The 23,184-nt window shown below is 64.1% G+C and carries 19 protein-coding genes, 1 tRNA gene and 2 riboswitches; of the genes, 3 read left to right on the top strand and 17 right to left on the bottom strand.

From position 1 onward, the window contains the following. Positions 1-16: 16 nt before the first annotated feature. The 11 genes from JQ573_RS10680 to JQ573_RS10630 all read right to left on the bottom strand — a co-directional run bounded on the left by JQ573_RS10680 (position 17) and on the right by JQ573_RS10630 (position 14,230). Positions 17-691, bottom strand: coding sequence for a triacylglycerol lipase (locus tag JQ573_RS10680; protein ID WP_212309896.1), 675 nt, complete (start codon positions 689-691; stop codon positions 17-19). Next, the gene (locus JQ573_RS10675) at positions 688-1,578 is read right to left on the bottom strand and encodes a crotonase/enoyl-CoA hydratase family protein (protein WP_212309895.1); all 891 of its coding nucleotides are present in this window, start codon (positions 1,576-1,578) and stop codon (positions 688-690) included. Before JQ573_RS10675 ends, JQ573_RS10680 begins: the two co-directional genes overlap by 4 nt. A 136-nt stretch (positions 1,579-1,714) precedes the next feature. Further along, entirely contained in the window at positions 1,715-3,133 is a 1,419-nt protein-coding gene (locus JQ573_RS10670; RefSeq protein WP_212309894.1) for an amidase, read from the bottom strand. Further along, positions 3,126-4,298: a M20 aminoacylase family protein gene (locus tag JQ573_RS10665; RefSeq protein ID WP_212309893.1), complete on the bottom strand. Its 1,173-nt coding sequence runs from the start codon at positions 4,296-4,298 to the stop codon at positions 3,126-3,128. Before JQ573_RS10665 ends, JQ573_RS10670 begins: the two co-directional genes overlap by 8 nt. Positions 4,299-4,305: 7 nt before the next feature. Then, positions 4,306-5,826 (bottom strand): M81 family metallopeptidase, encoded by a 1,521-nt coding sequence (locus JQ573_RS10660; protein WP_212309892.1) that lies wholly within the window; start codon positions 5,824-5,826, stop codon positions 4,306-4,308. A 240-nt stretch (positions 5,827-6,066) separates the two neighbouring features. Further along, positions 6,067-7,716, bottom strand: a complete 1,650-nt coding sequence (locus JQ573_RS10655; RefSeq protein WP_212309891.1) for an ABC transporter ATP-binding protein — start codon at positions 7,714-7,716, stop codon at positions 6,067-6,069. A 154-nt stretch (positions 7,717-7,870) separates the two neighbouring features. Further along, on the bottom strand, positions 7,871-8,758 hold the full coding sequence (locus JQ573_RS10650) for an ABC transporter permease (protein ID WP_176530408.1): 888 nt from the start codon (positions 8,756-8,758) through the stop codon (positions 7,871-7,873). 3 nt (positions 8,759-8,761) lie between these two features. Then, complete coding sequence (locus JQ573_RS10645) at positions 8,762-9,703, bottom strand: ABC transporter permease (RefSeq protein ID WP_212309890.1); 942 nt, start codon at positions 9,701-9,703, stop codon at positions 8,762-8,764. A 263-nt stretch (positions 9,704-9,966) separates the two neighbouring features. After that, positions 9,967-11,283 (bottom strand): ArgE/DapE family deacylase, encoded by a 1,317-nt coding sequence (locus JQ573_RS10640; protein WP_212309889.1) that lies wholly within the window; start codon positions 11,281-11,283, stop codon positions 9,967-9,969. Positions 11,284-11,409: 126 nt separating this feature from the next. After that, complete coding sequence (locus tag JQ573_RS10635) at positions 11,410-12,717, bottom strand: D-amino acid dehydrogenase (RefSeq protein ID WP_212309888.1); 1,308 nt, start codon at positions 12,715-12,717, stop codon at positions 11,410-11,412. A gap of 68 nt (positions 12,718-12,785) precedes the next feature. Beyond that, positions 12,786-12,900, bottom strand: a riboswitch (glycine riboswitch). 3 nt (positions 12,901-12,903) lie between these two features. Next, positions 12,904-13,008: riboswitch (glycine riboswitch) on the bottom strand. Positions 13,009-13,099: 91 nt separating this feature from the next. Then, positions 13,100-14,230 (bottom strand): M20/M25/M40 family metallo-hydrolase, encoded by a 1,131-nt coding sequence (locus tag JQ573_RS10630; RefSeq protein WP_212309887.1) that lies wholly within the window; start codon positions 14,228-14,230, stop codon positions 13,100-13,102. 269 nt (positions 14,231-14,499) lie between these two features. Between JQ573_RS10630 and JQ573_RS10625 the strand changes: the two genes are divergently transcribed. Beyond that, entirely contained in the window at positions 14,500-16,119 is a 1,620-nt protein-coding gene (locus tag JQ573_RS10625; protein ID WP_212309886.1) for an ABC transporter substrate-binding protein, read from the top strand. An 84-nt stretch (positions 16,120-16,203) separates the two neighbouring features. On the opposite strand, the gene JQ573_RS10620 is transcribed toward JQ573_RS10625, so the two are convergent. Next, positions 16,204-16,500, bottom strand: coding sequence for a hypothetical protein (locus tag JQ573_RS10620; protein WP_212309885.1), 297 nt, complete (start codon positions 16,498-16,500; stop codon positions 16,204-16,206). Between the two features lie 275 nt (positions 16,501-16,775). Between JQ573_RS10620 and JQ573_RS10615 the strand changes: the two genes are divergently transcribed. Both JQ573_RS10615 and JQ573_RS10610 read left to right on the top strand, forming a co-directional pair. Beyond that, positions 16,776-17,063 carry a PilZ domain-containing protein gene (locus tag JQ573_RS10615; protein WP_249131597.1) on the top strand — a complete coding sequence of 96 codons (288 nt, stop codon included), beginning with the start codon at positions 16,776-16,778 and terminating at the stop codon, positions 17,061-17,063. A gap of 124 nt (positions 17,064-17,187) precedes the next feature. Beyond that, positions 17,188-19,122 carry a phospholipase D-like domain-containing protein gene (locus JQ573_RS10610; RefSeq protein ID WP_212309883.1) on the top strand — a complete coding sequence of 645 codons (1,935 nt, stop codon included), beginning with the start codon at positions 17,188-17,190 and terminating at the stop codon, positions 19,120-19,122. 18 nt (positions 19,123-19,140) lie between these two features. On the opposite strand, the gene JQ573_RS10605 is transcribed toward JQ573_RS10610, so the two are convergent. From JQ573_RS10605 to JQ573_RS10585, 5 genes are all read right to left on the bottom strand, one after another. Next, positions 19,141-19,227, bottom strand: a tRNA-Leu gene (locus tag JQ573_RS10605). A gap of 320 nt (positions 19,228-19,547) precedes the next feature. Then, a complete protein-coding gene (locus JQ573_RS10600; protein WP_212309882.1) occupies positions 19,548-20,570 on the bottom strand; it encodes a zinc-binding alcohol dehydrogenase family protein in 1,023 nt (340 codons plus the stop codon). 9 nt (positions 20,571-20,579) lie between these two features. Next, entirely contained in the window at positions 20,580-21,488 is a 909-nt protein-coding gene (locus JQ573_RS10595) for a 3-keto-5-aminohexanoate cleavage protein (RefSeq protein WP_212309881.1), read from the bottom strand. Between the two features lie 12 nt (positions 21,489-21,500). After that, positions 21,501-22,256 carry an SDR family NAD(P)-dependent oxidoreductase gene (locus JQ573_RS10590; protein WP_212309880.1) on the bottom strand — a complete coding sequence of 252 codons (756 nt, stop codon included), beginning with the start codon at positions 22,254-22,256 and terminating at the stop codon, positions 21,501-21,503. Positions 22,257-22,264: 8 nt separating this feature from the next. After that, the gene (locus JQ573_RS10585; protein WP_212309879.1) at positions 22,265-23,167 is read right to left on the bottom strand and encodes a dioxygenase; all 903 of its coding nucleotides are present in this window, start codon (positions 23,165-23,167) and stop codon (positions 22,265-22,267) included. Positions 23,168-23,184 lie beyond the last annotated feature (17 nt).

Genomic DNA, 23,184 nt, shown 5'->3' with positions numbered 1-23,184 from the left:
GCTTCGCTAATCCACCCTACGCCTTCGCAAATCTTCCCTCCCGCAAAAACACAAGCGTTTGTGCGATCGCCTCCCGGTTGCGCACCAGCCAGGGATGCGAGGTGCGGATCACGATATGATCGGCCATGCCGTCGAGCCGGGTGTTGGCGACCGACACCCGGCCGTCATGCGGCCGGGGCAGGGCCATGGAGGTGATCGGATAGACCGAGCGGTTGCCGGCGATGATGCCGGCGCAATAGTCGATCGCCGGCAGCAATGCGCTGGTCGCGGCATCGCGGCGGGTGACGAGCTGCTGGCCGGCCGGACCGAAGAAAGCGCGATAGGCCGCGAGGTGTTTCAGGCGGTCGGCGATCTCGCTGCCGCCATTCGGCGTGCCCAGCATCACGATGCGGCCGAGCCGCGCGGGGCGATGTCGTGCCAGGTAAACGCGAGCCAGGAGACCGCCCATGGAATGGCAGACGAAATGCACGGAGCCGTCGAGGCTTTGCGCGAAGCGATCGAGCGAAGGGTGGATGTCCTCGGCCAGCGCATCGAGCCCCTTGCGCCGGCTGTCATAGTCGAGATTGAGCGTGGCAAAACCGGCATCCCTGAGCGCCAGCTCCATCCTGCGAAACGAGCGCGCCGTCCTGCTGATGCCGTGCAGCAGGACGACGCCGTCAGGTGCGGACGCCGCGGGACGCCGTTCGCTCACTTATAGTCGCGCTCTTGCCACCATGGGAAATAGTCGGGCATGTCCGACGACACCTTGTTCTTGAACTGCGCGGGACGCTTTTCCAGGAACGATACCACACCTTCCTTGACGTCCTCGGAGCGGCCGCGCGCATAGATGCCGCGGCTGTCGACCTTGTGCGCCTCCATCGGATCGTCGGCGCCCATCATGCGCCACATCATCTGGCGGATCAGCGCCACCGATACCGGCGCGGTCTTGGCCGCGAACTCCTTGGCGAGCGCGCGCGCGGTCGGCAGCAGATCCTCCGGCGGCACCACCTTGCTGACGAGGCGGCCGGCGAGCGCTTCCTGTGCCGGGAAGACGCGGCCTGAGTAGCACCACTCCAGTGCCTGCGAGATGCCGACGATGCGCGGCAGGAACCAGCTCGAGGCGGCCTCCGGCACGATGCCGCGCTGGGAGAACACGAAGCCGAAGCGCGCGGCTTCGGAGGCAATGCGGATATCCATCGCAAGCTGCATGGTGACGCCGATACCGACCGCCGGGCCGTTCACCGCGGCGATCACAGGCTTCAGGCACTTGAAGATACGCAGCGTCACCTGGCCGCCGCCGTCGCGCACCTGCGGATCGCTGTAGTCGATGCTGCCGTCGGCATTGCGCTTGACCGGACCGCGCCGCGCATCGCGGTCGAAGGTGTTGGCGCCGGAGGACAGATCGGCGCCGGCGCAGAAGCCGCGGCCTTCACCGGTCACGATGATCGCCCTGACGTCGTCGTCCTTGTCGGCTTGGTCGAACGCGTCGATCAGCTCCTGCTGCATCGTGGCGTTGAAGGCGTTGAGCTTGTCGGGCCGGTTCAGCGTGATGGTCAGGATCTGCTCGGCGACCTCGTACTTGATCGTCTCATACGCCATGGGGATGATTTCCTCTCGGTTTTCTTTGAATGAACGGCGCTGGCGCGCGTCTCCATTCAGTTAACCCGGCAATCATCCCTTGTGAAGAAGAGGGATGCGCGGCGTGGCTCCGCGCATCCTGACTTGCGTTGAGGCGCTACTTCTTCGGTGGCGTGGGCCACGGCTTCTGCGGGCCGCGCAGGCCTTCGAACGCCTTGCCGATGCCGAGCACGCCGATGTCATCGAAGCGCCGGCCGATGATCTGGACGCCGATCGGAAAGCCCTTCTTGTCATAGCCGCCGTTGATCGACAGCGCCGGGTTCTCCGACATATTCCACGGCACGGTAAAGCAGATGTGCTCGAACGGCTTTGCGGGGTCGTTGAGGGGTGCTGCGAACTCCGCCGGGAAGTTCACCACCGGCGACACCGGCGAGATCACATAGTCGACGTCGCAGAACAGTTTTGCGGCGGCCGCGCGGATCGCCATCGTCTGGTTGAAGCCGCGCACCACGTCGACGCCGGAGAGCTTTGCGCCGGCCTCGGCCCAGTCGAGGATGTAGGGCAGCGTCTTGCCGCGGTCGGCCTGCGACAGCTTCGACAGCTCATCCCAGGTCCGCGCACGCCAGAAATTGTCGAGCCCCTCGAGCATCTCAGGCGTCAGGATGCCGTCGATCTCGGTGATGACGGCACCGGCGGATTCGAACGCCTTCGCTGCCTTGACGGCGACCTCGCGAACCTCCTTCTCGACCTTCTGGCCGGATCCGGCATCGAGCATCAGCCCGATGCGCAGCTTGCGCGGCGACTTCTCCAGCGCCTTCCAGTTCACCTCGAGTGCCGGCAGGCTCATGCCGTCGCGGCGGTCGGGACGCGACAGCACGCTCATCATCAACGCGGCGTCGTCGACCGTTCGGGTCATCGGCCCGGCGACGCGGCCGACATAGGGCGGGTCGATCGGCACGCGGCCGAGGCTCGGCTTCAGGGCGACGAGGCCGCACCAGGAGGCCGGCAGCCGCACCGAGCCGCCGATGTCGGTGCCGAGATGCAGCGGGCCGTAGCCGGCCGCGCCGGCCGCACCGGCGCCTGCGCTCGAGCCGCCGGGATTCTTGCTGATGTCCCAGGGATTGCGGGTGAGGGGATGGAACGACGACAGCCCCGACGACAGCATGCCGTAATCCGGCATCGTGGTCTTGGAGAAGATCACGCAGCCGGCTTCACGCAGCCGCGCGGCAGGCGGCGCATCCTTTTCCGCAGGCACAAGCTTGACGCTGGCGGCACCCAGCGGCACCGGCTGGCCCTTGGTCGCGACGTTGTCCTTGATGGTGACGGGCACGCCGTCGAGCGTGCCGACCGGCTCGCTCTGCTGCCAGCGCTCGGTCGCAGCTTTGGCGACCTTCCGCGCGCCGTCAGGGTCGTACAGATACAGCGCCTTGATGTGCGGCTCCCAGGTCGCGACCTGGGAGATGATGTCTTCCAGCACCTCGGACGGCGAGAACTGCTTGGCACGGTAGCCGGCCAGCAGGTCAACGGCGGAGAGATCGTGCAGCGACGTGATGGCGTCCTCTTTCGGCCTATGCATGCGCACCTGCCGGCATACGCTTCTCGATGATGCGGGCGAACATGCTGGCGCCGATCGGCAGGATCTTGTCGTCGAGAACGTAACCGGGATTGTGCACGGGCACCGAACCGTCATGGCCGACCCAGAAATACGCACCGGGAATGGCCTGCATCATGTCGGCGAAATCCTCGCTGCCCATCTTGGGCGTCGAGCGGGTGATCACCTTGGCCGGATCGACAACGGTGCGCGCGACTTCCTCGACGACGCGGGACTGCTCTTCCTGATTCACCAGTACGCTGAAGCCGTCGCGGATCTCGACCGAGATTTCGGCGTCATATGCCACCGCAAAGCCGGCTGCGATTTCGCGCATCCGCTTGCGGATCAGCTCACGGATCTCGTCGGAGAAGCAGCGCACCGTGCCGCACATCCAGGCTTCGCCGGGAATGACGTTGTACGCCGACCCGGAATGGATCTGCGTGATCGACAGCACCGCAGCCTGTAGCGGATCGACGTTGCGGCTGACGATCGACTGCAACGCCTGTCCGAGCGTCATTGCGATCACGACCGCGTCCTTGGAGCGCTCCGGCATCGCGCCATGCGCGCCGTAGCCCTGGATCCTGATGTCGAAGAAGTCGGCTGCGGCCATTGCCGGGCCCGGCAGGATCGCGATCTCGCCATGGTTGAGGTCGGGCGCGTTGTGCAGGCCGTAGACCTCGTCGCAGGGGAACTGCTTGAACAGGCCGTCCTTGATCATGGCGCGGGCGCCGCCAAGGCCTTCCTCGGCCGGCTGGAAGATGAAGTGCACCGTGCCGTCGAAATTGCGGGTCTCGGCGAGATAGCGCGCCGAGCCGAGCAGCATCGTGGTGTGGCCGTCATGGCCGCAGCCGTGGAAGCGGCCGGGGATGGTGGAGCGCCACTTCAGATTGGTGTTCTCTTCCATCGGCAGCGCATCCATGTCGGCGCGCAGGCCGATCTTCTTGCTGCTGTTGCCCTTGCCCTTGAGCACGCCGACCACGCCGGTGCCGCCGAGGCCGCGATGTACCTCGATGCCCCAGCTCGTCAGCTTGTCGGCGACGATGCCTGAGGTGCGGACCTCCTCGAAGCCGATCTCGGGATGCGCATGCAGATCCCGTCTGATGGCGGTGAGTTCGTCGGCAAAACTGTCGATGCGCTCAATGGTCGGCATGATCTCTCTATCCGTTTGTGCGTGATGGGGAGGAGGGGGTGAAAGTGGGGCCGTTAGGCTTGATACGAATGCCGGGACGCAAATGTTTCCACGGCAGTGTGGCGGTATCGGCCGGCATTGCGCCGGGCGCGGCGCAGATCAGCAGCTTCTCGGCGATCGGCTCGAAATCGGCGCGGAAATGCACCGAGCTCTTGTTGACCAGGATCTTCTGCGCGGTCGGCTCGATGCCGACATAACGGTACATCGACTGGTCGGCAAGCTGCGCCTTGTAGGAGCCGACGACGACGCGGACGTCGCCGACCCGCAGGCAAGCCGAGGGTCCCATATCCATGTCGCGGCCGCCGTAGAATGGCCCAGGCGCGACAAACCTGCCGTCCGAGAGCTTTTCGACGACGAAGGTCTCGCGGTACGGCGCGTCGCCGGCGATGCCGGATTTGCCGCCGAGATCGAGCGTGACGGTAGCGCCGACACCGGCTTCATGCGCTGCCTTCGCCGACTGCGGATCGAAGATCACGCCGGTGGCGGCGCTGGCCTTGTTGCGCACCAGCGCCCGCAGCATGCCCGTAGTGTCGGACGTGCCGCCAGCGCCGGGATTGTCCTGGGTGTCGGCGATCACGATCGGCCTTGTCGCCGATGCTGCCAGTTCCATCGCCAACCGCACGCCGTCGTCGGGCGAATAGATACGGCCGTCGAAATCGTTTTCATGGCCCTCGACCAATGCGACGAGCCGGTCGGCGGCCGCATCCGCATCGGCCTGCGTCCGGCCATAGGTAAACACGCTCGGGCCGCAGTCCCTGAAGTCGGCAGCCGGGAAGCCGAACGCAAACGACAGCGTCGGTACCGCGTCGCTCTCGAGCGACGCAAGCTGCTGATAGATGTTCTTCGCCGGCTGATCGTTGGTGCATTGCCAGCTGATCGGGATCAGGAACGGCAGCTGCCGGAACGCCTTTGCCAGTCGTTCACCGGACTTGAGCAGCAAGGCCAGATGCCTGGCGCAGGCCCGGCCGGTGTCGGCCATGTCGACATGCGGGTAGGTGCGGTAGGCGATCAGCGCATCGGCATGCGCGATCATTTCGGGCGAGACGTTCGCGTGCAGGTCGAGGCTCGCGACCAGTGGAATGTCCTTGCCGACCACCTTGCGCACGCGGGCGAGGATCTCGCCCTCGCCGTCGTCATAGTGCTCGGTCACCATGGCGCCGTGCAGGTCGAGATAGACGCCATCAATCGGCCCCGCAGCGGCAATGCCGTCGACAATCTCCCTGACGATCCGCTCGAAGGCATCTTTCGTGACATGGGCCGATGGAGTCGCGCCGGCCGCAACAGTCGGAGCGAGCTCCCAGCCGTTGGCTTCCGCCGCCTCGACAAAGCCGGCGAGGCCGGCATTGATCTTGCGCATCACCCTGAGCACGTCGCTGCCATGCGTCATCGACGGCCAGCCGCCGCCGTGCACGAAGTCGTCATAGGTTGCCTTCGTCGGTGCGAAGGTGTTGGTCTCGTGCAGGAAGCCGCCAACGGCAATGCGGGTCATCAAGTTGGTCTCGATACGTTTCTTCGATCACGATGCGAACGGAACGGTTCGCGCCACGATCTCGTTGGTTTGAGCGTGTTCTTTCGGGAAGACCGGCGTCCACCTTCCAGGCCATGCCCTAGCGCGCGACGTTAAGCGTGTCGTCGCGCCAAGCGCAAGCCGGGGAGCACCTCCGGATTTGCATGCCCTATGGGCGTATTGAAAGGCCCAAAGGTACGTCGTCAGGTTAAGTCTAAAGACCTAGGCCGTTGCCACGAGGCCTTCCGAAACCGGGCGGAAATTCGCAAAATCCCACCCGCGCCCCGGTGCTGCTTCGAGCAGCGCACGGGTGTAGGCCTGTTGCGGATTGGTCAGCACCTCGGCCGCCGGTCCCTGTTCCACGACGCGGCCATGTTGCATCACGGCGACGTCGTCGCAGATCTGTGCGGCGACGCGCAGATCGTGCGTGATGAACAACAGCGCGATGCCGAGCCGCCGCTGGATTTCGTCGAGCAGATTAAGAACCTGCGCCTGCACCGAGACGTCGAGCGCGGACACCGCCTCATCCGCCACCAGCACGTCGGGATCGAGCGCCAGCGCGCGCGCGATCGCGATGCGCTGGCGCTGACCGCCGGAGAACTGGTGCGGATAGCGCGAAATCGCGTCGGGCGGCAGATGGACGAGCTCAAGCAGCTCGCGGGCCCGCGCCAGCGCATCCTTGCGCGGCATGCCGTAATTGATCGGGCCTTCCGCGATGCTCTCGCCAACGGTGACGCGCGGGTTGAGCGAGCGGTAGGGGTCCTGGAAGATGATCTGGATCTTCTGGCGATGCGGCTGCAACAGCCGGCGCGACAGGTCGGAGATCTCGCGGCCGGCGAGGCGCACCCCGCCCGAGGTCGGATCGATCAGGCGGACGATGCAGCGCGCCACCGTCGATTTGCCGGAACCGCTTTCGCCGACGATGCCGAGCGTGCGGCCCTTGCGCAGGGTGAGCGTGACGTTGCTGGCGGCGGCGACCTCGCGGGCTTTGCCGTACAGCGACCGCTCCCGGTAGACCTTGCTGAGTTCGTTGGCTTCCAGCACCACCGGCTCCTTCGTCTCCGGCCGCGGCGCGCGCGGCACGAGGCTCGGCACCGCGGACAGCAGGTTGCGGGTATATTCCATCGTCGGGTTGCGCAGCACATCTTGCAGCTGGCCGGTCTCGACCAGCCGGCCGTGCCGCATCACCGCGACGCGGTCGGCGATCTCGGCCACCACGCCCATGTCGTGGGTGATGAACAGAACCGCCGTGCCGTGATCGCGTTGCAGGTCGCGGATCAGCGTGAGGATCTGCTTCTGGGTGGTGACGTCGAGCGCGGTGGTCGGCTCGTCCGCGATCAGGAGCTTTGGTTCCAGCACCAGCGCCATCGCGATCATGATGCGCTGGCGCTGTCCGCCCGAGAGGCGGTGAGGATAGGAGGAGAAGATGCGCTCCACATCGGGCAGCCGCACATGCTCCATCATCGCCAGGATCTTCTGACGCCGCGCGCGGGAGTCGAGATCGGTATGGGCGCGCAGCACCTCGTCGATCTGGCGGCCGACCGGCACCACCGGATTGAGCGCGGTCATTGGCTCCTGGAAGATCATCGCCATCCGCGTCGCGCGCAGCTGGCGCAGCCGCCGGTCGGTCGCGGTGAGCAGTTCCTCGCCGACCAGTTTGACGCTGCCGCCTGACGGCACCAGCGTGCCCTTCTGCAGCAGGCCCATCGTGGTCAAAGAGGTCACCGACTTGCCCGAGCCGCTTTCGCCGACAAGGCAGAGCGTCTCGCCCTCGCGCACCTGCAGCGACAGGTCGTCGATGATGCGGTGCGCGTCCGCCTTGCGGCCGAGACCGACGACGAGATTGTTGATGTCGAGGACGACGTTGGTCATCAGGCTGGTTCCACCGGCGTTGCGAGTGATAGCGACAGATTTCGTCTTGCGTCATTCCGGGGCGATGCGAGGCATCGAACCCGGAATCTCGAGATTCCGGGTCTGGTGCTAACGCACCATCCCGGAATGACGGCTTCAATTGGTATTGAAGCCGTCACTTGCCCTCACGCTGTTTCATGCGGGGATCGAGCGCGTCGCGCGCGGCGTCGCCGATCAGGTTGACGCTGAGAATGGCGATCGAGAGCAGCAGCCCCGGCCAGAAGATCAGCGACGGCTTGACCTGGAAATAGGCACGGCCCTCGGCCATGATGTTGCCCCAGGTCGGCGTTTCCGGCGAGATGCCGGCGCCGAGGAACGACAGGATCGCCTCGGTCAGGATCGCGGATGCGCAGACATAGGTGCCTTGCACGATCAGCGGCGCGATCGTGTTCGGCATCAAATGCCGCCACATGATCTTCGGCAGGCTTGAGCCCAGCGAGATCGCGGCCTCGACATAGGGCTCCTCGCGCGCGGTCAGCACCACCGAGCGCACCAGCCGCGCCACGCGCGGGATCTCGGGGATGGTGATCGCGACCATCACGGTCCAGATGCTGGCGCCGGACAGCGACACCACGGCGATCGCGAGCAGGATAGCGGGGATCGCCATCAAGCCGTCCATCACGCGCATCATCACCGCATCGACCCAGCGGAAGAAGCCGGCGACGAGGCCGATCAGGAGCCCGATGGCGATCGAGCAGACGGCGGCGCCGAGCCCGATCAACAGCGAGATCCGTGCGCCATAGATGACGCGCGACAGCAGGTCGCGTCCATAGGCGTCGGTGCCGAGCAGGTATTGCGCGCTCGACGGCTTCAGCCGCTGCGACGGCGTCAGCAACAACGGATCGTGCGGCGCGAGCAGCGGCGCGAAGATCGCCATCAGGATGATCAGGACGAGGCAGATCGTTGCAACCGCGATGATCGGCGTCGACGCCAGGAAGCCGAACTTGACGCGGAACGGCCGGGTGACGGGGATGGAGGATTCGGGAAGGGTTTCGATCGCCATTGCTCAGTACCGGATACGAGGATCGAGCAGGGTGTAAGCGAGGTCGATCAAGAGATTGACCGCGACATAGATACCCGATGTCAAAAGGATCATGGCCTGGATCACCGGATAGTCGCGCGCCAGCACCGCATCGACGGTGAGGCGGCCGATGCCGGGCAGGTTGAACACGCTCTCGGTGACGACCACGCCCGAGATCAGCAGCGCGAAACCGGAACCGATCACGGTGATGACCGGAACCGCGGCGTTGCGCAGCGCATGGCGCAGCAGCACACCGGTCTCGCCGATGCCCTTGGCCCGCGCGGTGCGCACGTAATCCTCACCCAGCACATCGAGCATCGAGGCCCGTGTCATGCGTGCGATCAACGCGACATAGATGAAGGAGAGCGTGCAGGTCGGCAGGATGATGCGTTCGAAGAACGGACCGAAGCCGGCCGAGATGCTCTTGAAGCCCTGCACCGGCACCCAACGCAGATCGATCGCAAACACCTGGATCAGCACATAGCCGATCACGAACACCGGCACCGAGAAGCCGAGCACCGACAGCCCCATCACGCAGCGATCGATCCAGGTGCCGTGTTTCCATGCCGCGATCACGCCAAGCGGCACCGCCACCAGGATCGAAAGCACGATGGTGGCGAGTGCGACCGAGATCGAGGGCTCGAGGCGCGGACCGATCATTTCGAGGATCGGCTTGTTCGAGATCAGGGAGACGCCGAGGTCGCCGTGCAGCAGCTTGGCGACCCAGGTATAAAACTGGATGTAGATCGGCTCGTTGAGACCGAGCGAGGTGCGTATACGGTCGAGCTGTTCCGGTGTCGCATTGTCGCCGGCAAGAATTGCGGCCGGGTCACCCGGCGTCAGCCGCAGCAACAGGAACACGAACAGAGCCACCACGCCCATCACGGGAATGGCGGCGAGGATGCGGCGGAGGAGATAGCCGATCATCGCTGCTATCTCCTGCCGTCAGATGGTGCGAAGCGAAGGCTGGGCCGCATCATACTCATGGTGTCCCCGTGATGTGTCTCATGCGCTTCTGCGTCTTGTCTCAAGACTAGCGCGAACGTGATGAATTTGCAGGCAAATACTGTGCCAATGGAGACGTCATATCAAGGCGCGGTTCAGGCCGTTGGCGGCCTCCTTTGGTCTGAAGTTGCTATTTCGAATTGCACATGTCGCCATGTGCCACCGACCTGAAACGGCAAGTCCATTCACGCTTTCACCACGCCGCACCAATTGGCGACGAACAGTGCGATGCTCTGCGTTGTCTTGCGAAGGCTGTCGAGCTCGACACGTTCGTTGAACGCATGCGGGCCGATACCGTACGGACCATAGCAAAGGGCAGGGATGCCGTAGTCGACGCAATAGTAGCGGGTGTCGTTGACGGCGGTGGACAGGCGCTCCTGCATCGGAGCCTGGAAGATGGAATGATGTGCTGCCGACAGGGCTGCTTCCGCTTCGCTGCCAGGCTCGCACACCGCTGCGTCTGCCTGAAAACCGCTCCACACGAGCTCGGCCGGATTATCGGACAGGAAGTCGTCGGCCTTGTGCGCCTCCGTCAGGCATTCCTCGATGCCGCGCATCGCCTGCTGGGGTGTTTCGCCCGGCAAGAGACCAAGCCGGCAATCCAGTTCGCACCAGGCCGCGGTCGAACTGGCCCAATCGCCGCCCTTGATGATCCCGACGTTGAACTTGATCGGATTCTTGACGCTGCGGAACCAGCTGTTGTCGAGCGCCCGGGCATTGAGCGCCCTGGTGTAATCCTGGAATGCGCGCACCAGATGCATCGCCGACAGGATGGCGCTCGTACCGGCTTCCGAATAGGCGACATGCACCGGCGTGCCGCGGACGCGCAGTCGAAACCAGACGGCGCCGACCTGGGCGCGCGTGAGCGTGTGTCCGGTCGGTTCGGGAATCAGGCAGGCGTCGGCGCGATAGCCGCGCATCAAGGTCGACAGCGCGCCGTTGCCGGTGCTCTCTTCCTCGGTCACGGTTTGCAGATGGACGCGTCCGCCCGGGGCATAGCCGGCGTCTCTGAAAGCATCGAGCGCGAAGATCATTGCCGAGACACCGGCCTTCATGTCTTGCGCGCCGCGCCCGAACATCCAGCCGTCGTGCACGGCGCCCGAGAACGGCGGTTGTTCCCAAAGATCGGCGGGCCCCTCCGGCACCACGTCGATATGACCTTGCAGGATCAGGCTGCGTCCGCTGCCTTTGCTGTCGAGCGTCGCAACGACCTGCTGCGATCCGGCAAGGTCGATGCCGTCCATCGGTGCAGCCTTCGGATGACTCATCAGGTTGACGTCGGCAAGGCTGAACGTATCGACGTCGTAGCGGCGCTTTGCGAATTGCTCCGCCAGCCAATGTTGCTGTGGGGCTTCCTGTCCGCGCAAGCTGCGGAACTGCACCATGCGCGACAGGAACGCGATCTGATCGTCGAAGTTTCGATCGACGGCCGCGCACAGCTCTGCGGCAATCTGATCCGGCTTGGTCAACGTCTCGTGCGTGTCCGCCACCCCAATGCGCATTGTCCCCTCCCGCGCTGAAGCGCTTTTCCCCAATGTGACGCTAGTCGTTGTCATGCGGTGTTTCTCAGCGAATTCCGACTTGGCCACACGCAAATACGCTCATATTCTTCCTCGTCGGCCGGATAATTAGGGGAAAGCTGCGCGGGCGGTCTCGGTCACATCGACCTGCGACGGCACCATTGAAGGCGTGTCGAGGTCGCGCCAGTCATCGATCGCGCCTGCCACCATCTGCGCCGTCGCAGCCGACAGCGTCCAGCCGAGATGACCGTGGCCGGTGTTGTAGAACACGCCCGGAAACCGTCCGGCGCGCACCACCGGCATCATGTTCGGCATCATCGGGCGCAGGCCGGCCCACGGCACGACCCTCGAGGTGTCGATGCCGGGAAAATGCTGCCGCACCCAATCCACCAGCGGCTGGATGCGGTCTGCGCGGATGTCGCGGTTGAAGCCGTTGAACTCGGCCGTGCCGGCGACGCGGAAGCGGTCCGCGCCGAGCCGGCTGGTGACGATTTTCGCCGCCTCATCGAGCAGGCTGACGGTTGGCGCAGCGTCCCGGCTTTGCGGCGCATCGAGCTGCACGGTGATCGAATAGCCCTTCACCGGATAGACGTTGACGCGGTCGTTGAGCAGGCCTGCGAAGTGGCGGCTCGCGACGCCGGCGCAAATCACGATGCCGTCCGCCTGCAACTCATGTCGCGTCGCGACGCCAGCATCGTGCGAAGCGGCTTCGTTCCAGCCGATGCGGAAGCCGTCGTCGCCGCGCGCGATCGCATCGACATCGGCTTCATGGACGAAGCTCGCACCGCGGCGGATGCAGGCGTCGGCGAGCCCGCGCGTGAACTTGTGGATATCGCCGGTCGCGTCCGACGGCGTGAAGAAGCCGCCATAGCAGGTCGTCTGCAGCGCGGGTTCGATGCTGCGGATTTCGTCCGCCGTCACCGGCCGGCGGTCGAGCCCGCCTTGTTGCAGCAGCGTGTTGACGCGCAGGCCCGCCTCGAATCCGGCCTTGTCGTGATAGACGTGCAGGATGCCGCGGCGTTCGAGATCGAAGGCGATATTCTCGCGCTGTGCGATCGAGAACAGATGCTTGCGCGCTTCGATTGCGAGCCGCGTGGTCTCGATGGTGTTGGTGCGATAGCGGCCGATGTGGCCGACGAACTCGCCGATCCAGGAGTATTTGTGCCAGCTCGGCTTCGGATTCATCAGCAGCGGCGCGTCGCTTCGAAGCATCCAGCGCAACCCCTTGAGGATGGTCGCGGCGCTGTTCCACACCTCCGCATTGCTGGCGGAAAGCTGTCCGCCGTTGGCGAACGAGGTTTCCATCGCGGCGTAGCGATGCCTGTCGAGGACAGTCACCCGGTAGCCGCGTTCGAGCAGGGCATAGGCCGTCGTCACGCCGGTGATGCCGGCGCCAATGATTGCGATGTGAGGCATGGTGGTCTTCAGGCTCCCGTGGGTTAGAGTCGCCGAACCACCGGTGAAACCGGCTGTTTCGACGCCCCATCTGTCACGGTACCTGAGAGCTTGATCCGCATCGGGCCTCGGCCCGATGGCAGACTATCCCCTTCGGTGGACGTCATGGCCGTTTCCATTTGGCCATGCCGTCTCTCTCCAGATCGTCCTGACGATACAGTCCTTTTGCCTGAGAGTTTCCGGGGCGGTTGCTCCGTCGGCGCCGAAGCACAACACGAATGTTGTCGCTTCGATCTCTCCCGCATCGTCGTGTTGGACGGCCGGACCGTAGGCGAAGCCAAAAAATTGGACAAGGCTAAATTTCGGTCCGGCAGTGCCAACGTGTTGTGCAGTGCAAATCGAGTTAATCGAGCGTCGCCAGCAGTGCCGCCATCAGGCGGCCACGCTCGGCGAGGCTCTCGACTTCGATATGTTCGTTCAAAGTGTGGGCGTCGGCGCCCCGTACGCCGAGGCCGTCGAGGGTCGGGATGCCCATCGCGCCAGTGAAGTTGCCGTCAGAGCCGCCGCCGGCGCTGCCATGCGGCAAATCAAGACCCATATCGGCGGCGAGACGCTTTGCCTTTTCATAGAGGGCCATGGTGCCGGCATCCGGCTCCCACACCGGGCGCGTGACGCCGCGCGTGACCTTGAATGTCACGTCATTTGCCGTACCCGACAGCGCCAGCATGCGCTCGACGCCGCGGTCGAGATCGGCCTGGCGCTTGGCCATGCTGAGCGCTTCGCCGGTGCAGGTCGTTGCGACGCAATTGACCCATTGCCCGCCATGCACGATGCCGACCGAGAAGGTGCAGTCTTCGGTGGTCATGCCGTCGATGGCAATGATTTGCCGGGCCATTTCGCGGATCGCGGAACGGCCCGAGGAGAGTGTCGCGCCGGCATGGCTTGGCTTGCCGACAGCTTCCAGATTGAAGCGCGCGATTGCGTAGCGGCCGGTGACGACGCCGTTGTTCGGCCGGCCGGGCTCGGGCACCAGCACGTATTTGTTGCGCGCGGCTTCGGCCTCGATGATGACGCGCGTCGACGGCGTGCCGACCTCTTCATCGGGCGTGAACAGCACCGTGATCGGCAGCGGCGTCGTAAAGGACGCGCGCGCCAACTGCCGGATCGCCTCGATCGACAGATAGTTGCCGCCCTTCATGTCGAAGATACCGGGCCCGAAGCACTTGTTGCCTTCGCGCCGCCACGCCAGCTTTTCGATGGTGCCGACCGGGTGCACGGTGTCCAGATGGCCGGCGATGAGGATGCCGGGCTGACCTTGTTTCGGATGGGGAAAACGGGCGCGGACGCAGCCAGCGAAGCCCTGGCGTCCCGCGATGCGTTCGATCGTCGCACCCATCACCGCCATCTCGCGCGCGGCGAGGTCGAGCATGCGCTCGACTGCGGCCGCATCCCATGTCGGACTCTCGCATTCCACCCAGCTGCGCAGCCCCTGCAGCATCGCTTCGGAATCAAAAGGAAGATTGGCGGGGTTCATGTCTTTTCTCTCTTGTTGTTTGTGCGCGCCGATACGCGTTCGCGTGCCGTACGAAAAGCTCGGAAGACGAGTTTGTAAAGTCAAATGCGCTGCACCAGCGGTTCATTCGTTCGTATACGTTCGATCCTGCCGGAAACCGATTGACGCGCATTGCGCTTGATGCAAGTCTCGATTTCACAAGCCATACAGCATGTTAGTTCGCCTAAATAACGAACCGCATGCATAACGAATAAGCCGGCTTTGACCAGTTACACGTCAGGAGAAATTGCATGTTCCCTATCTCGCGTTGGAAGCACCGCACGCTAGCGGCTGCGTTGACGGCGCTCGCGCTGTCGTTCGCGCCGCAGGAATTGTCCTTTGCGCCGCAGGCGATGGCCGCGGGCAAGACCATCACCGCGGTGATGCATTCGGATCTGCGCGTCATCGATCCGATCCTGACCACGGCCTATATCACGCGAGACCATGGCTACATGGTCTACGACACGCTGGTCGCGACCGACTCCAACTTCAAGATCCAGCCGCAGATGGCCGACTGGAAGGTGTCTGACGACAAGCTCACTTACACATTCACGCTGCGCGATGGCCTGAAGTGGCACGACGGAACGCCGGTGACCGCGGAAGACTGCGTCGCTTCGCTGAAGCGCTGGGCCAAGGTCGACGGCATGGGCCAGAAGCTGATGGATTTCACGGCGAGCTTAGAGGCCACCGACGCGAAGACGATCACGCTGAAGCTGAAGGAGCCCTACGGCCTGGTGCTGGATTCGATCGGCAAGCCGTCGTCGCGCGTTGCCTTCATGATGCCGAAGCGGCTGGCCGAAACCCCGCCGGACAAGCCGATCCCGGAGCAGATCGGTTCGGGCCCGTTCAAGTTCGTCCAGGCCGAATTCCAGCCTGGCGTGAAGGCGGTCTATGTCAAGAACACGGACTACGTGCCGCGCAAGGAGCCGGCGAGCTGGACCGCGGGCGGCAAGGTCGTGAAGGTTGACCGCGTCGAGTGGGTCACGATGGCCGACGCGCAGACTGCGATGAACGCGCTGCAGTCCGGCGACATCGATTTCCTGGAGAACCCGTCGTTCGACACGTTGTCGATCCTGGAAGGCGACAAGGACCTGAAGGTCGAGACGCTGAACAAGTTCGGCTTCCAGACGCTCGGCCGCATGAACTTCCTCTATCCGCCGTTCGACAACATCAAGGTTCGCCAGGCGGCGCTGATGGCGATCAACCAGAAGCAGGTGCTCGACGCGCTGGTCGGCAATCCGAAATACTACAAGACCTGCGTCGCCTTCTTCATCTGCGACACGCCGTTCGCGTCCGAAGTCGGCGGCGAGACCTTGTTGAAGGGCGGCGACATGGCGGCGGCCAAGAAGGCGCTTGCCGAGTCGGGCTATGATGGCACGCCCGTCGTCATCATGGCGCCGGGCGACGTCACCACGCTCAAGGCGCAGCCGGTTGTTGTCGCCCAGCAACTGCGCGACGCCGGCTTCAAGGTCGACCTGCAGGCCACCGACTGGCAGACAGTGGTGACCCGCCGCGCCAGCCAGAAGGCGCCGAAGGATGGCGGCTGGAACATGTTCTTCACCAACTGGGTCAGTGCCGACGTCTCCAACCCGATCGCCAACCTCTCGATCGGCGGCCAGGGCAAGAATGGCGGATGGTTCGGCTGGGCCGACGATCCGAAGATCGAACAGCTGAAGGACGCCTTCGTTCGCGCGCCGTCGCTCGACGAGCAGAAGAAGATCGCGGCCGATATCCAGAAGGAAGCCTACGAGCAGGTCATCTATATTCCGCTCGGTCAGTATCAGGGTCCGAGCGCATGGCGGAAGTCGCTGTCCGGTGTGCTCGATGGTCCGGCAACGCCGATCTTCTGGAATATCGACAAGTCCGAGTAGGCTTGCGGCTTGACGCAATACAAACGGCCGGGACTTGTCCCGGCCGTTTTCGTTTCGCGCAGCCGCGCCGCGACGGCGGCTAATCTAGTGGCCCGATTTAGCGTTGCTCGTGCTCGACAGGCTCGTGAGCTGGGTCTGTCCGACGCCGGCGCCGTTCATCCAGACCATTGCGCCCGCGGCGAACGCCAACAATCCGCACGCCGCGATCGCGCTGCGAATCCATCGCCGGTAGATCGCGCGCTCGTTGGGCGTCGCATCGAGGAATCTCTGTGCGTTAAGCCCGTTGCTGCAGTGAGCCGCGTCGTCGCCGTGTTCGAGGATGGAAGCACCGTGATCGGGCGCGGCATTGCCGACAATCTGATTGCGATCCGCAATCGTCATCGCCTATCTCCAACACATTGATCTCGAAATCTGAGGGCCGCGAAATGTGCGGCCGGAATTTCCAATGCGCCGACACTACATCACGTGGCGATCGCGGCATGTGAACCCTGCCACACCCTCAAAACACGATCAGGTGATGCAGGCATCGTGACGCCGCCTGCTCAGGCCGTGGGCGGGCGCGTGGCATACCAATTTGGATAGCGGCGGCCTTAAGGTTCCCGTCAGTATTGTGTCGTAGTCTGACCGCCGACTTGTGTACCTACCGCGACGGGCCCATGGCCGACGACCATAGCGGGCCCGCACCGGCCAGCGCGCAACAGCCAATGCCGACCGAGAAGCGCCGTTCCGGCGCACGCCGCCGCGTCCTCAAGTCGGGAGCGATCGAGTTCGGCAATGAAGTGATCGCCTGCACGGTGCGGAATCTCTCGCCTCAGGGCGCCTGCATCGAAGTGAACTCGCCGCTGTGGTTTCCCGACCGCTTCACCCTCGGCGTCGACGGCCAGCGGTGGCCGTCCCGCATCGTATGGAAGAAGCAGAAGCGGCTGGGACTGGCGTTCGAGTAAGGCTCGACGCCCGGCGCGCCGCGCCGCGCCGATTTGCACGAACAGTTGTCGTCTATTTCACAAACTACCCAAGGTTTGCGGAGTATTGTCCGCCGGGCCGATACCCAGCCTCGGGGAAATTGCGATGACCATCAATGTCAAGGCCTACGCGAACGCCGATGATATCCTGATCGCCTGGCAGCCGGACACCTGGTCCAACGACTGGGTCGGCTTCCAGCTCGAGCGGCGCAACAACATCACGCAACAGACGACCGTGCTGTCCAACCGCATTCCGCCGAAGCCCGGCGAGAAACCGGTCGCGGACGCCGGCATATCCTCGACGCAATCGCCGTTCCGGCGCTGCATCTGGGCCGATCACAGCGTCGTCGATACGGAGAATGTCTCGTATCGCGTCACCGCAATGAAGGGCGGCGCGAACGGGACTTTCACGCCCGATGCGGCCACGGTGACGGCCTGGACGACGCCGACGGTTGCTTCGGGCGATGCGGGCGGCGGCTTGTCGGCTTATTTCAACCGCGGCACCCTGATGTCGCAGATCGTCAGCCGCTTCGTGCAGGGCGATACGTCCGACGACGCGCTGCGCAATTTCGTCAAGGGCCTGTCCGACCCGGCCAACCAGGCGCGCCGCTACCTTTCAGGCGACGCCCTGCACGAGATCCTGGCCTTCTTGCACGATGCCGATCTCCGCGGCAGCCAGATCCATGCCGCCATCTACGAGATGAATGACGAGGAGTTGGTCGGCGCGCTGAAACCGTTCGGCAGCCGCGGCAACGTTCTGCTCGGCAATGGCAGTGCGACCAAGCCGAACATCGCGGGCGAGCTCAGTGGCGCCGGCCTGACGGTCAAGCATCGCGATCTGTCGAATGCGGGCAGGTCGTCACCGAGCGTCCACAACAAGTTCGTGGTCGAGAGCGACGCGCATGGCAACGCGATCCGCGTGCTCACCGGCAGCACCAACTGGACCACCACCGGGCTGTGCACGCAGCTCAACAACGTGCTGATCATCGAGAATGCGGTGATCGCCAAGCGCTACCTCGATCAGTGGGGCAAGCTGGTCGCCGCGGGCAATGCCATGCCGCCCGCGCTCAAGACGTCGAATTCCAGTCCGACCAGCGACAGCAACATTTCGGTCTTCTTCGCCGCGACCAACGGCGAGGCGGAGTTCAAGCCGGTGCTGGACCTCATCAAGAACGCCAAGGACGGCGCGCTCTTCCTGATGTTCATGCCGGGTCAATCGCCGTTGCTGGATGCCCTGCTGGTCCGCGCACAGCAGAACGACATCTATGTCCGTGGCGTGGTGTCGACCATGATGGCCAGCAAGAACGGCGACATCGTTTCGGTCGGAGGGGAGGTCGTCAAATCGGGCGCACCGAAGCAATCCTTCCATGACGACGTCCAGCTGCCGCATGGTGTGAGCGCGACCAACGAACCCTCATGGGCCGACGTCGAGTTCAGCGTCCAGCAGATCCGCAACGCCGGGATGATCGCGATCGTTCACTCCAAGACCATCGTGATCGATCCGTTCTCCGACAATTGCGCCGTCATCACCGGATCGCACAATTTCTCGGTCGCCGCTTCGGAGAAGAACGACGAGAATCTCGTGATCATCCGCGGCAACAAGCAGCTTGCCCAGGCCTATGCGCTGCACATCAACGGCGTCTACGACCACTATTCCTGGCGCGGCTATCTCGGCAGCGGCGGCAATCCGGATCAGATTTATTCGCTCGACGGCTGGAAGCCCGGCGGCGGCAAGGAGCAGGAGCTGGATTTCTGGATGGAGGAGCCGGTGCCGCCCCGTCCGACGGGCAGCGGAGGCGGTGGCGGCGCGGCGCAACAGTCCAGTGTGGCTGGCGGGGTGTCGACGAAGACAGCCGTCAAGAAAGTGCCCAAGAAAGCCACGAAGAAAGCCACGAAAACATCGGCCAAGAAAGTCGCCAAGACGTCAGCCAAGAAATCGGCGAAGAAGGCGAGGAAGCCGGCTAAGGCCGCAGAGGCAAAGAAAACCAAGGCCAGGACGACGAAGAAGGCCAAGGCAAAGAAGGCGAAGGCCAAGAAGTAAGAGCGGTGCGCAACAGGCTGGTGCGGGCGGTGGGACTCGAACCCACATGACGTTGCCGTCGAGGGATTTTAAGTCCCTTGCGTCTACCAGTTTCGCCACGTCCGCATATTGATTTTGTTGATCTTTTCGTAATCTAGACCAAGGAGTTTTCCAAGATCCCTTGGCGGTTTTCCAATCTGGCTTCGTTCTGCTCCGGCAAAACCCCGGCGGCGCACCTTCTAGCTCTTCGTCGTCAGCCGAGCAAACGTCCGGATGACGTCGTCCTCCCGGGCGACGTCGCGGGTGTAGTGGCCGACTATGCGTTCCGAACTGTGGATGATCGGCGATCATGATCGCAATACGTTTCGGATTGCGTCAATGAGCCCGACCTGGTGGTCGACCAGCACGAGCGCCGCATTCCCTGACGAAGCGAACGACATTCATGATCAGGCTCCCGGTCGCAGGACGACGCGGTTGCGCGATGATCCGATCACTGCGGTGTAGGCCGCCTTCGTCTCAGCGAGCGGGTAGATCGAGGACGGGACGATCGGATAGGGGCGCAGGAAGCCGCCGGCGAACCCAGGTAGCACGCTACGCAGCAGCTCTGCGCTTTCGATCGTGGAAAACGCAAGCGTGTCGACGCCGAGGTAAGTGTGCCGTCCGCGATAGAATTCCAGGATGTTGAATTTGACCGTCTGGTTGGTCGTGGCAATCAGGATCTGCCGCCCGGCCTTTGCAAGCGAATGATGCGCATCGTCGAAATAGGGGTCACCGACCGTGTTGAAGACGATATCGGCTCCGTGGCCGTCGGTCAGTTCGCGCACACGCTCCGCGACGTCGGCCGTCGAGGAATTGATGATTTGGATCGGGGCGTTGGCGTGGCCTTCGTAGGGTTCGTCCTTGCGCACCACGCCGATCACCCTGGCGCCTTGCCAGGTCGCAAGCTGGACCGCAGCCTGCCCGACCTTGCCGTTGACGCCCATGATGAGGACATGTTCACCGGGTTTCGGCGCGCCGGCTCGCCGAAAGCCTTCGATGGCTGTCACGAACGGTACGCCGATCCCTGCAGCCTCATCCATGGAAATGCCGTCCGGCTTTTCGACCAGGGCCGCGGCCTCGACGACGACATGGCTGGCGTGCGTACCGTCGCGGCGGATTCCGAGGTCGCCCGACGAACCGAACACGGCTTTTCCGATCAATGCGTCCGGCCCTTCGACCACCCGCCCGGAAAAATCACGGCCCGGGGTTCTTGGGAACACCGCATAGGGCATCAATCCCGTGGCGGCCTTGACGTCCGACGGGTTGACGCCCGCGGCTTCGATCGCAACCACGACTTCGTGTGGTTGCCGCGTGAGCGAGTGTTTCTCGATGGACGGCGCGATCGCCGCCGCATCGGCGGCTTTGGCATTGAGCCGCACGCAGGTCGCCTCGACGACGACATCGGTCCCCGATCTGGTGATGGCATTCATAGTTCGCTCCTAAGCCTTGATTGTCTTCGTGGGCGAGGGCAGGCCGACGATCCGCCGGCTGTCCTCGATCGTCGCGATGGCGCCCCCGAGATCCTCGACGATGCGGCGCGCCTTTGTGACCATTTCCGCGTTGGAGGTCGCGAACTGGCCGCGCGTGAGATAGACTGCATCTTCCAGGCCGATCCGCACGTGACCGCCCGCAAGATAGGATTGTGCGACCGTCGTGAATGCGGCCTTGCCGATGCCGACCGCGGTGAACTCCGCGTCCGACGGCAGCAGGCCGCGCGCGTACAATACGGTTTCCGGGGCAGGCTGAAAGCCGTAACGAACGCCCATCACGAAGGAACACAGGACTGGCCCTTGCAGAGAGCCGTCGGCCAGCAGATCGCGCATCAGCGCGATATCGCCGGAATCGAACAGCTCGATCTCCGGTTTGACGCCGGCGTCCGCGATCACTTTCGCCATCCGGCGAACGTTCGCCGGCGTATTGATCACGACCTCGCCTCCGGAGTTCATGGTGTTGAGATCGAGCGTGCAAATGTCCGGTCGCAGCACGGTGACGTGCTCGACCCGCTTCTCCGGCGCCATCAGGGTCGTGCCCTCGGCGGCCACCTTCGGATCGTCCCTGGATGGAACAAAGCGTCCGCCCGGTCCTGTCGTGATGTTGAGGATCAACGCGGGGTTGCGCGCGCGAATGCGCTCGACGACGTCGACATAGTGGTCGAGCAGCATCGAGGGACGGCCGGTAAGCGGGTCCCGAACGTGGATGTGGACGATGGCGGCGCCCGCATCGGCGGCGTAGAGACAGGCGTCAGCGATCTGCGCCGGCGTGATGGGAAGATGGGGGGTCTGCTCGGGTGTCGTCAGGTTGCCGGTCACGGCGCAGGTGATGATGACCTTTTCGCGGGGGGATCGCATAGACTTGTTCTTTCAAAGCGAGCGGCCGCCGTCGACCACGAAAGTCGTTCCGGTCGCGAAGCCGAGTTGGTTTGCGCAGGCGAGAATGGCCGAGGCGATGTCCTCTGCAGTCGCGATCCGCTTCAGCGGTGTCGTCGTCGCGGTCTTGGCGTTGAAGTCCGCGCCGCGCCCCGGAACGAAGCCGGTGTCGACCACGCCGGGTGCGACCGCGAGCACCCGCACCTCGGGGGCCAGCACGCGGGCGAGCGATTTCGTCATGACGTCGATGCCGGCCTTGACGGCACAATAGGCAATCGAGGACCCGATCCCGTTGGTGCCCGCGATCGATGATATCGAAACGACGAGGCCGTCGCCGGATGCCTTCAGGAGCGGAGCGAAGGTGCGGATCGCCGCAAATTGTCCGCGCCAGTTGACCGCGAACATCCGGTCAATCAGGTCGTCGTCCAGCGCGTCGAGATCGGCGTGAGGCACCGGCTTGGTAAAGCCGGCGGCGTTGACGAGGATATCGAGCCGGCCGAAGCGCCGCTCGATCTCGGCGCGCAGTGCTTTCAGGGTTGCCGTCTGCGCGACGTCGGCGATCAACGCGGCGTGGCCGTCTCCATGCAGGGATTGCACCACCGTTGCCGCGGCGGCCGCTTCGTCCGGAACGTCGCGGTGGCTGATTGCGATGCGGGCACCGAGTTCGGCGAAGCGCTTGGCGGACACGGCCCCGATGCTGCCGGCGCCACCTACGACGAGCACGACCTTGTCCTTCACGGATTGATTCATCGTGTGCCTCACTTGATCGGCGGCTTGGGGAGGATCGCTTCACCGTTTTCCATGGTGAAACGATAGTTCAGCGTGTACCAGGGCGCGCGGACCCCGGGCGCCGGTGGGTCGCCGTCGTCATGCCGGCGATAATCGCCGACCAGCGCGCGCGTCACTCCGAACACCACGTCGCTGTCCAGGTGTTCGTCGTGGTCGACGAAGACCTGCGTGATCAGCGTCTTGTAACCGGGCTTGAAGCCCAGGAAGTGCATGTGTGCCGGCCGGTAGGGATGCCTGTTCTGGGCGCGCAGCATGTCGCCGACCGGGCCATCGGTCGGCACGGGATAGCCGGCGGGCTTGACCGATCTGAATGAAAACCGACCCGAGGCGTCGGTGGTGAACTTGCCGCGCAGGTTCATGTCTGCCTGCGTTTCGTCCTGGTTCTCGTAGAGGCCGACCGGTGAGGATTGCCAGACGTCGACCTCGACATTGGCGAGGGGCTTGCCCGCGATGTCGACGACCTCGCACGCGACGAAGAGTTCGGGGCCGGGTGTCGCAGAACGAACGATCGATGCTCCGTTCTGCGTTCGGGGAGAATTGGCCCGCCAGAATGGGCCCAGCAATGCTGCCGCGGTTTCGGTCGCACCGGCGTTGCCGTTGTTCAGCAGGCAGACCAGCGTCGAGAAGCCGGTCGCATCCGCGAAGAGGATGCCCTCGTTGTGGCTGTCGTGGGTGGCCTGTCCGATCCGGTTCAGGAAATCGATGCCGAGATCATATTCCGCTTCGGTGAGTTTCACCTCGCGGGCGAAGGCGTGGAGGTGCCTGACGAAGGCTTCCATCACCGTTCGGAGCCGCGCGTTGTCGGTCGACGCCATCGCCCGCAACACGGTCGGCGTTACGTCCTCGAGCTTCTCGATAATGCCGTGAGACATCGGTGTGCTCCTGTACA

This window comes from Bradyrhizobium sp. AUGA SZCCT0105 (genome assembly GCF_018129565.1).
GTDB lineage: Bacteria > Pseudomonadota > Alphaproteobacteria > Rhizobiales > Xanthobacteraceae > Bradyrhizobium.
The sequence above is the reverse complement of the archived record's forward strand: the minus strand, read 5'-3'. Positions and strand labels throughout refer to the sequence as shown.

Coding starts and splice junctions, on each gene's coding strand:
- JQ573_RS10675 (WP_212309895.1), bottom strand. CDS start 1,578: ATGGCGTATGAGACGATCAAGTACGAGGTCGCCGAGCAGATCCTGACC.
- JQ573_RS10670 (WP_212309894.1), bottom strand. CDS start 3,133: ATGCATAGGCCGAAAGAGGACGCCATCACGTCGCTGCACGATCTCTCC.
- JQ573_RS10665 (WP_212309893.1), bottom strand. CDS start 4,298: ATGCCGACCATTGAGCGCATCGACAGTTTTGCCGACGAACTCACCGCC.
- JQ573_RS10660 (WP_212309892.1), bottom strand. CDS start 5,826: ATGACCCGCATTGCCGTTGGCGGCTTCCTGCACGAGACCAACACCTTC.
- JQ573_RS10655 (WP_212309891.1), bottom strand. CDS start 7,716: ATGACCAACGTCGTCCTCGACATCAACAATCTCGTCGTCGGTCTCGGC.
- JQ573_RS10650 (WP_176530408.1), bottom strand. CDS start 8,758: ATGGCGATCGAAACCCTTCCCGAATCCTCCATCCCCGTCACCCGGCCG.
- JQ573_RS10645 (WP_212309890.1), bottom strand. CDS start 9,703: ATGATCGGCTATCTCCTCCGCCGCATCCTCGCCGCCATTCCCGTGATG.
- JQ573_RS10640 (WP_212309889.1), bottom strand. CDS start 11,283: ATGCGCATTGGGGTGGCGGACACGCACGAGACGTTGACCAAGCCGGAT.
- JQ573_RS10635 (WP_212309888.1), bottom strand. CDS start 12,717: ATGCCTCACATCGCAATCATTGGCGCCGGCATCACCGGCGTGACGACG.
- JQ573_RS10630 (WP_212309887.1), bottom strand. CDS start 14,230: ATGAACCCCGCCAATCTTCCTTTTGATTCCGAAGCGATGCTGCAGGGG.
- JQ573_RS10625 (WP_212309886.1), top strand. CDS start 14,500: ATGTTCCCTATCTCGCGTTGGAAGCACCGCACGCTAGCGGCTGCGTTG.
- JQ573_RS10620 (WP_212309885.1), bottom strand. CDS start 16,500: ATGACGATTGCGGATCGCAATCAGATTGTCGGCAATGCCGCGCCCGAT.
- JQ573_RS10615 (WP_249131597.1), top strand. CDS start 16,776: ATGGCCGACGACCATAGCGGGCCCGCACCGGCCAGCGCGCAACAGCCA.
- JQ573_RS10610 (WP_212309883.1), top strand. CDS start 17,188: ATGACCATCAATGTCAAGGCCTACGCGAACGCCGATGATATCCTGATC.
- JQ573_RS10600 (WP_212309882.1), bottom strand. CDS start 20,570: ATGAATGCCATCACCAGATCGGGGACCGATGTCGTCGTCGAGGCGACC.
- JQ573_RS10595 (WP_212309881.1), bottom strand. CDS start 21,488: ATGCGATCCCCCCGCGAAAAGGTCATCATCACCTGCGCCGTGACCGGC.
- JQ573_RS10590 (WP_212309880.1), bottom strand. CDS start 22,256: ATGAATCAATCCGTGAAGGACAAGGTCGTGCTCGTCGTAGGTGGCGCC.
- JQ573_RS10585 (WP_212309879.1), bottom strand. CDS start 23,167: ATGTCTCACGGCATTATCGAGAAGCTCGAGGACGTAACGCCGACCGTG.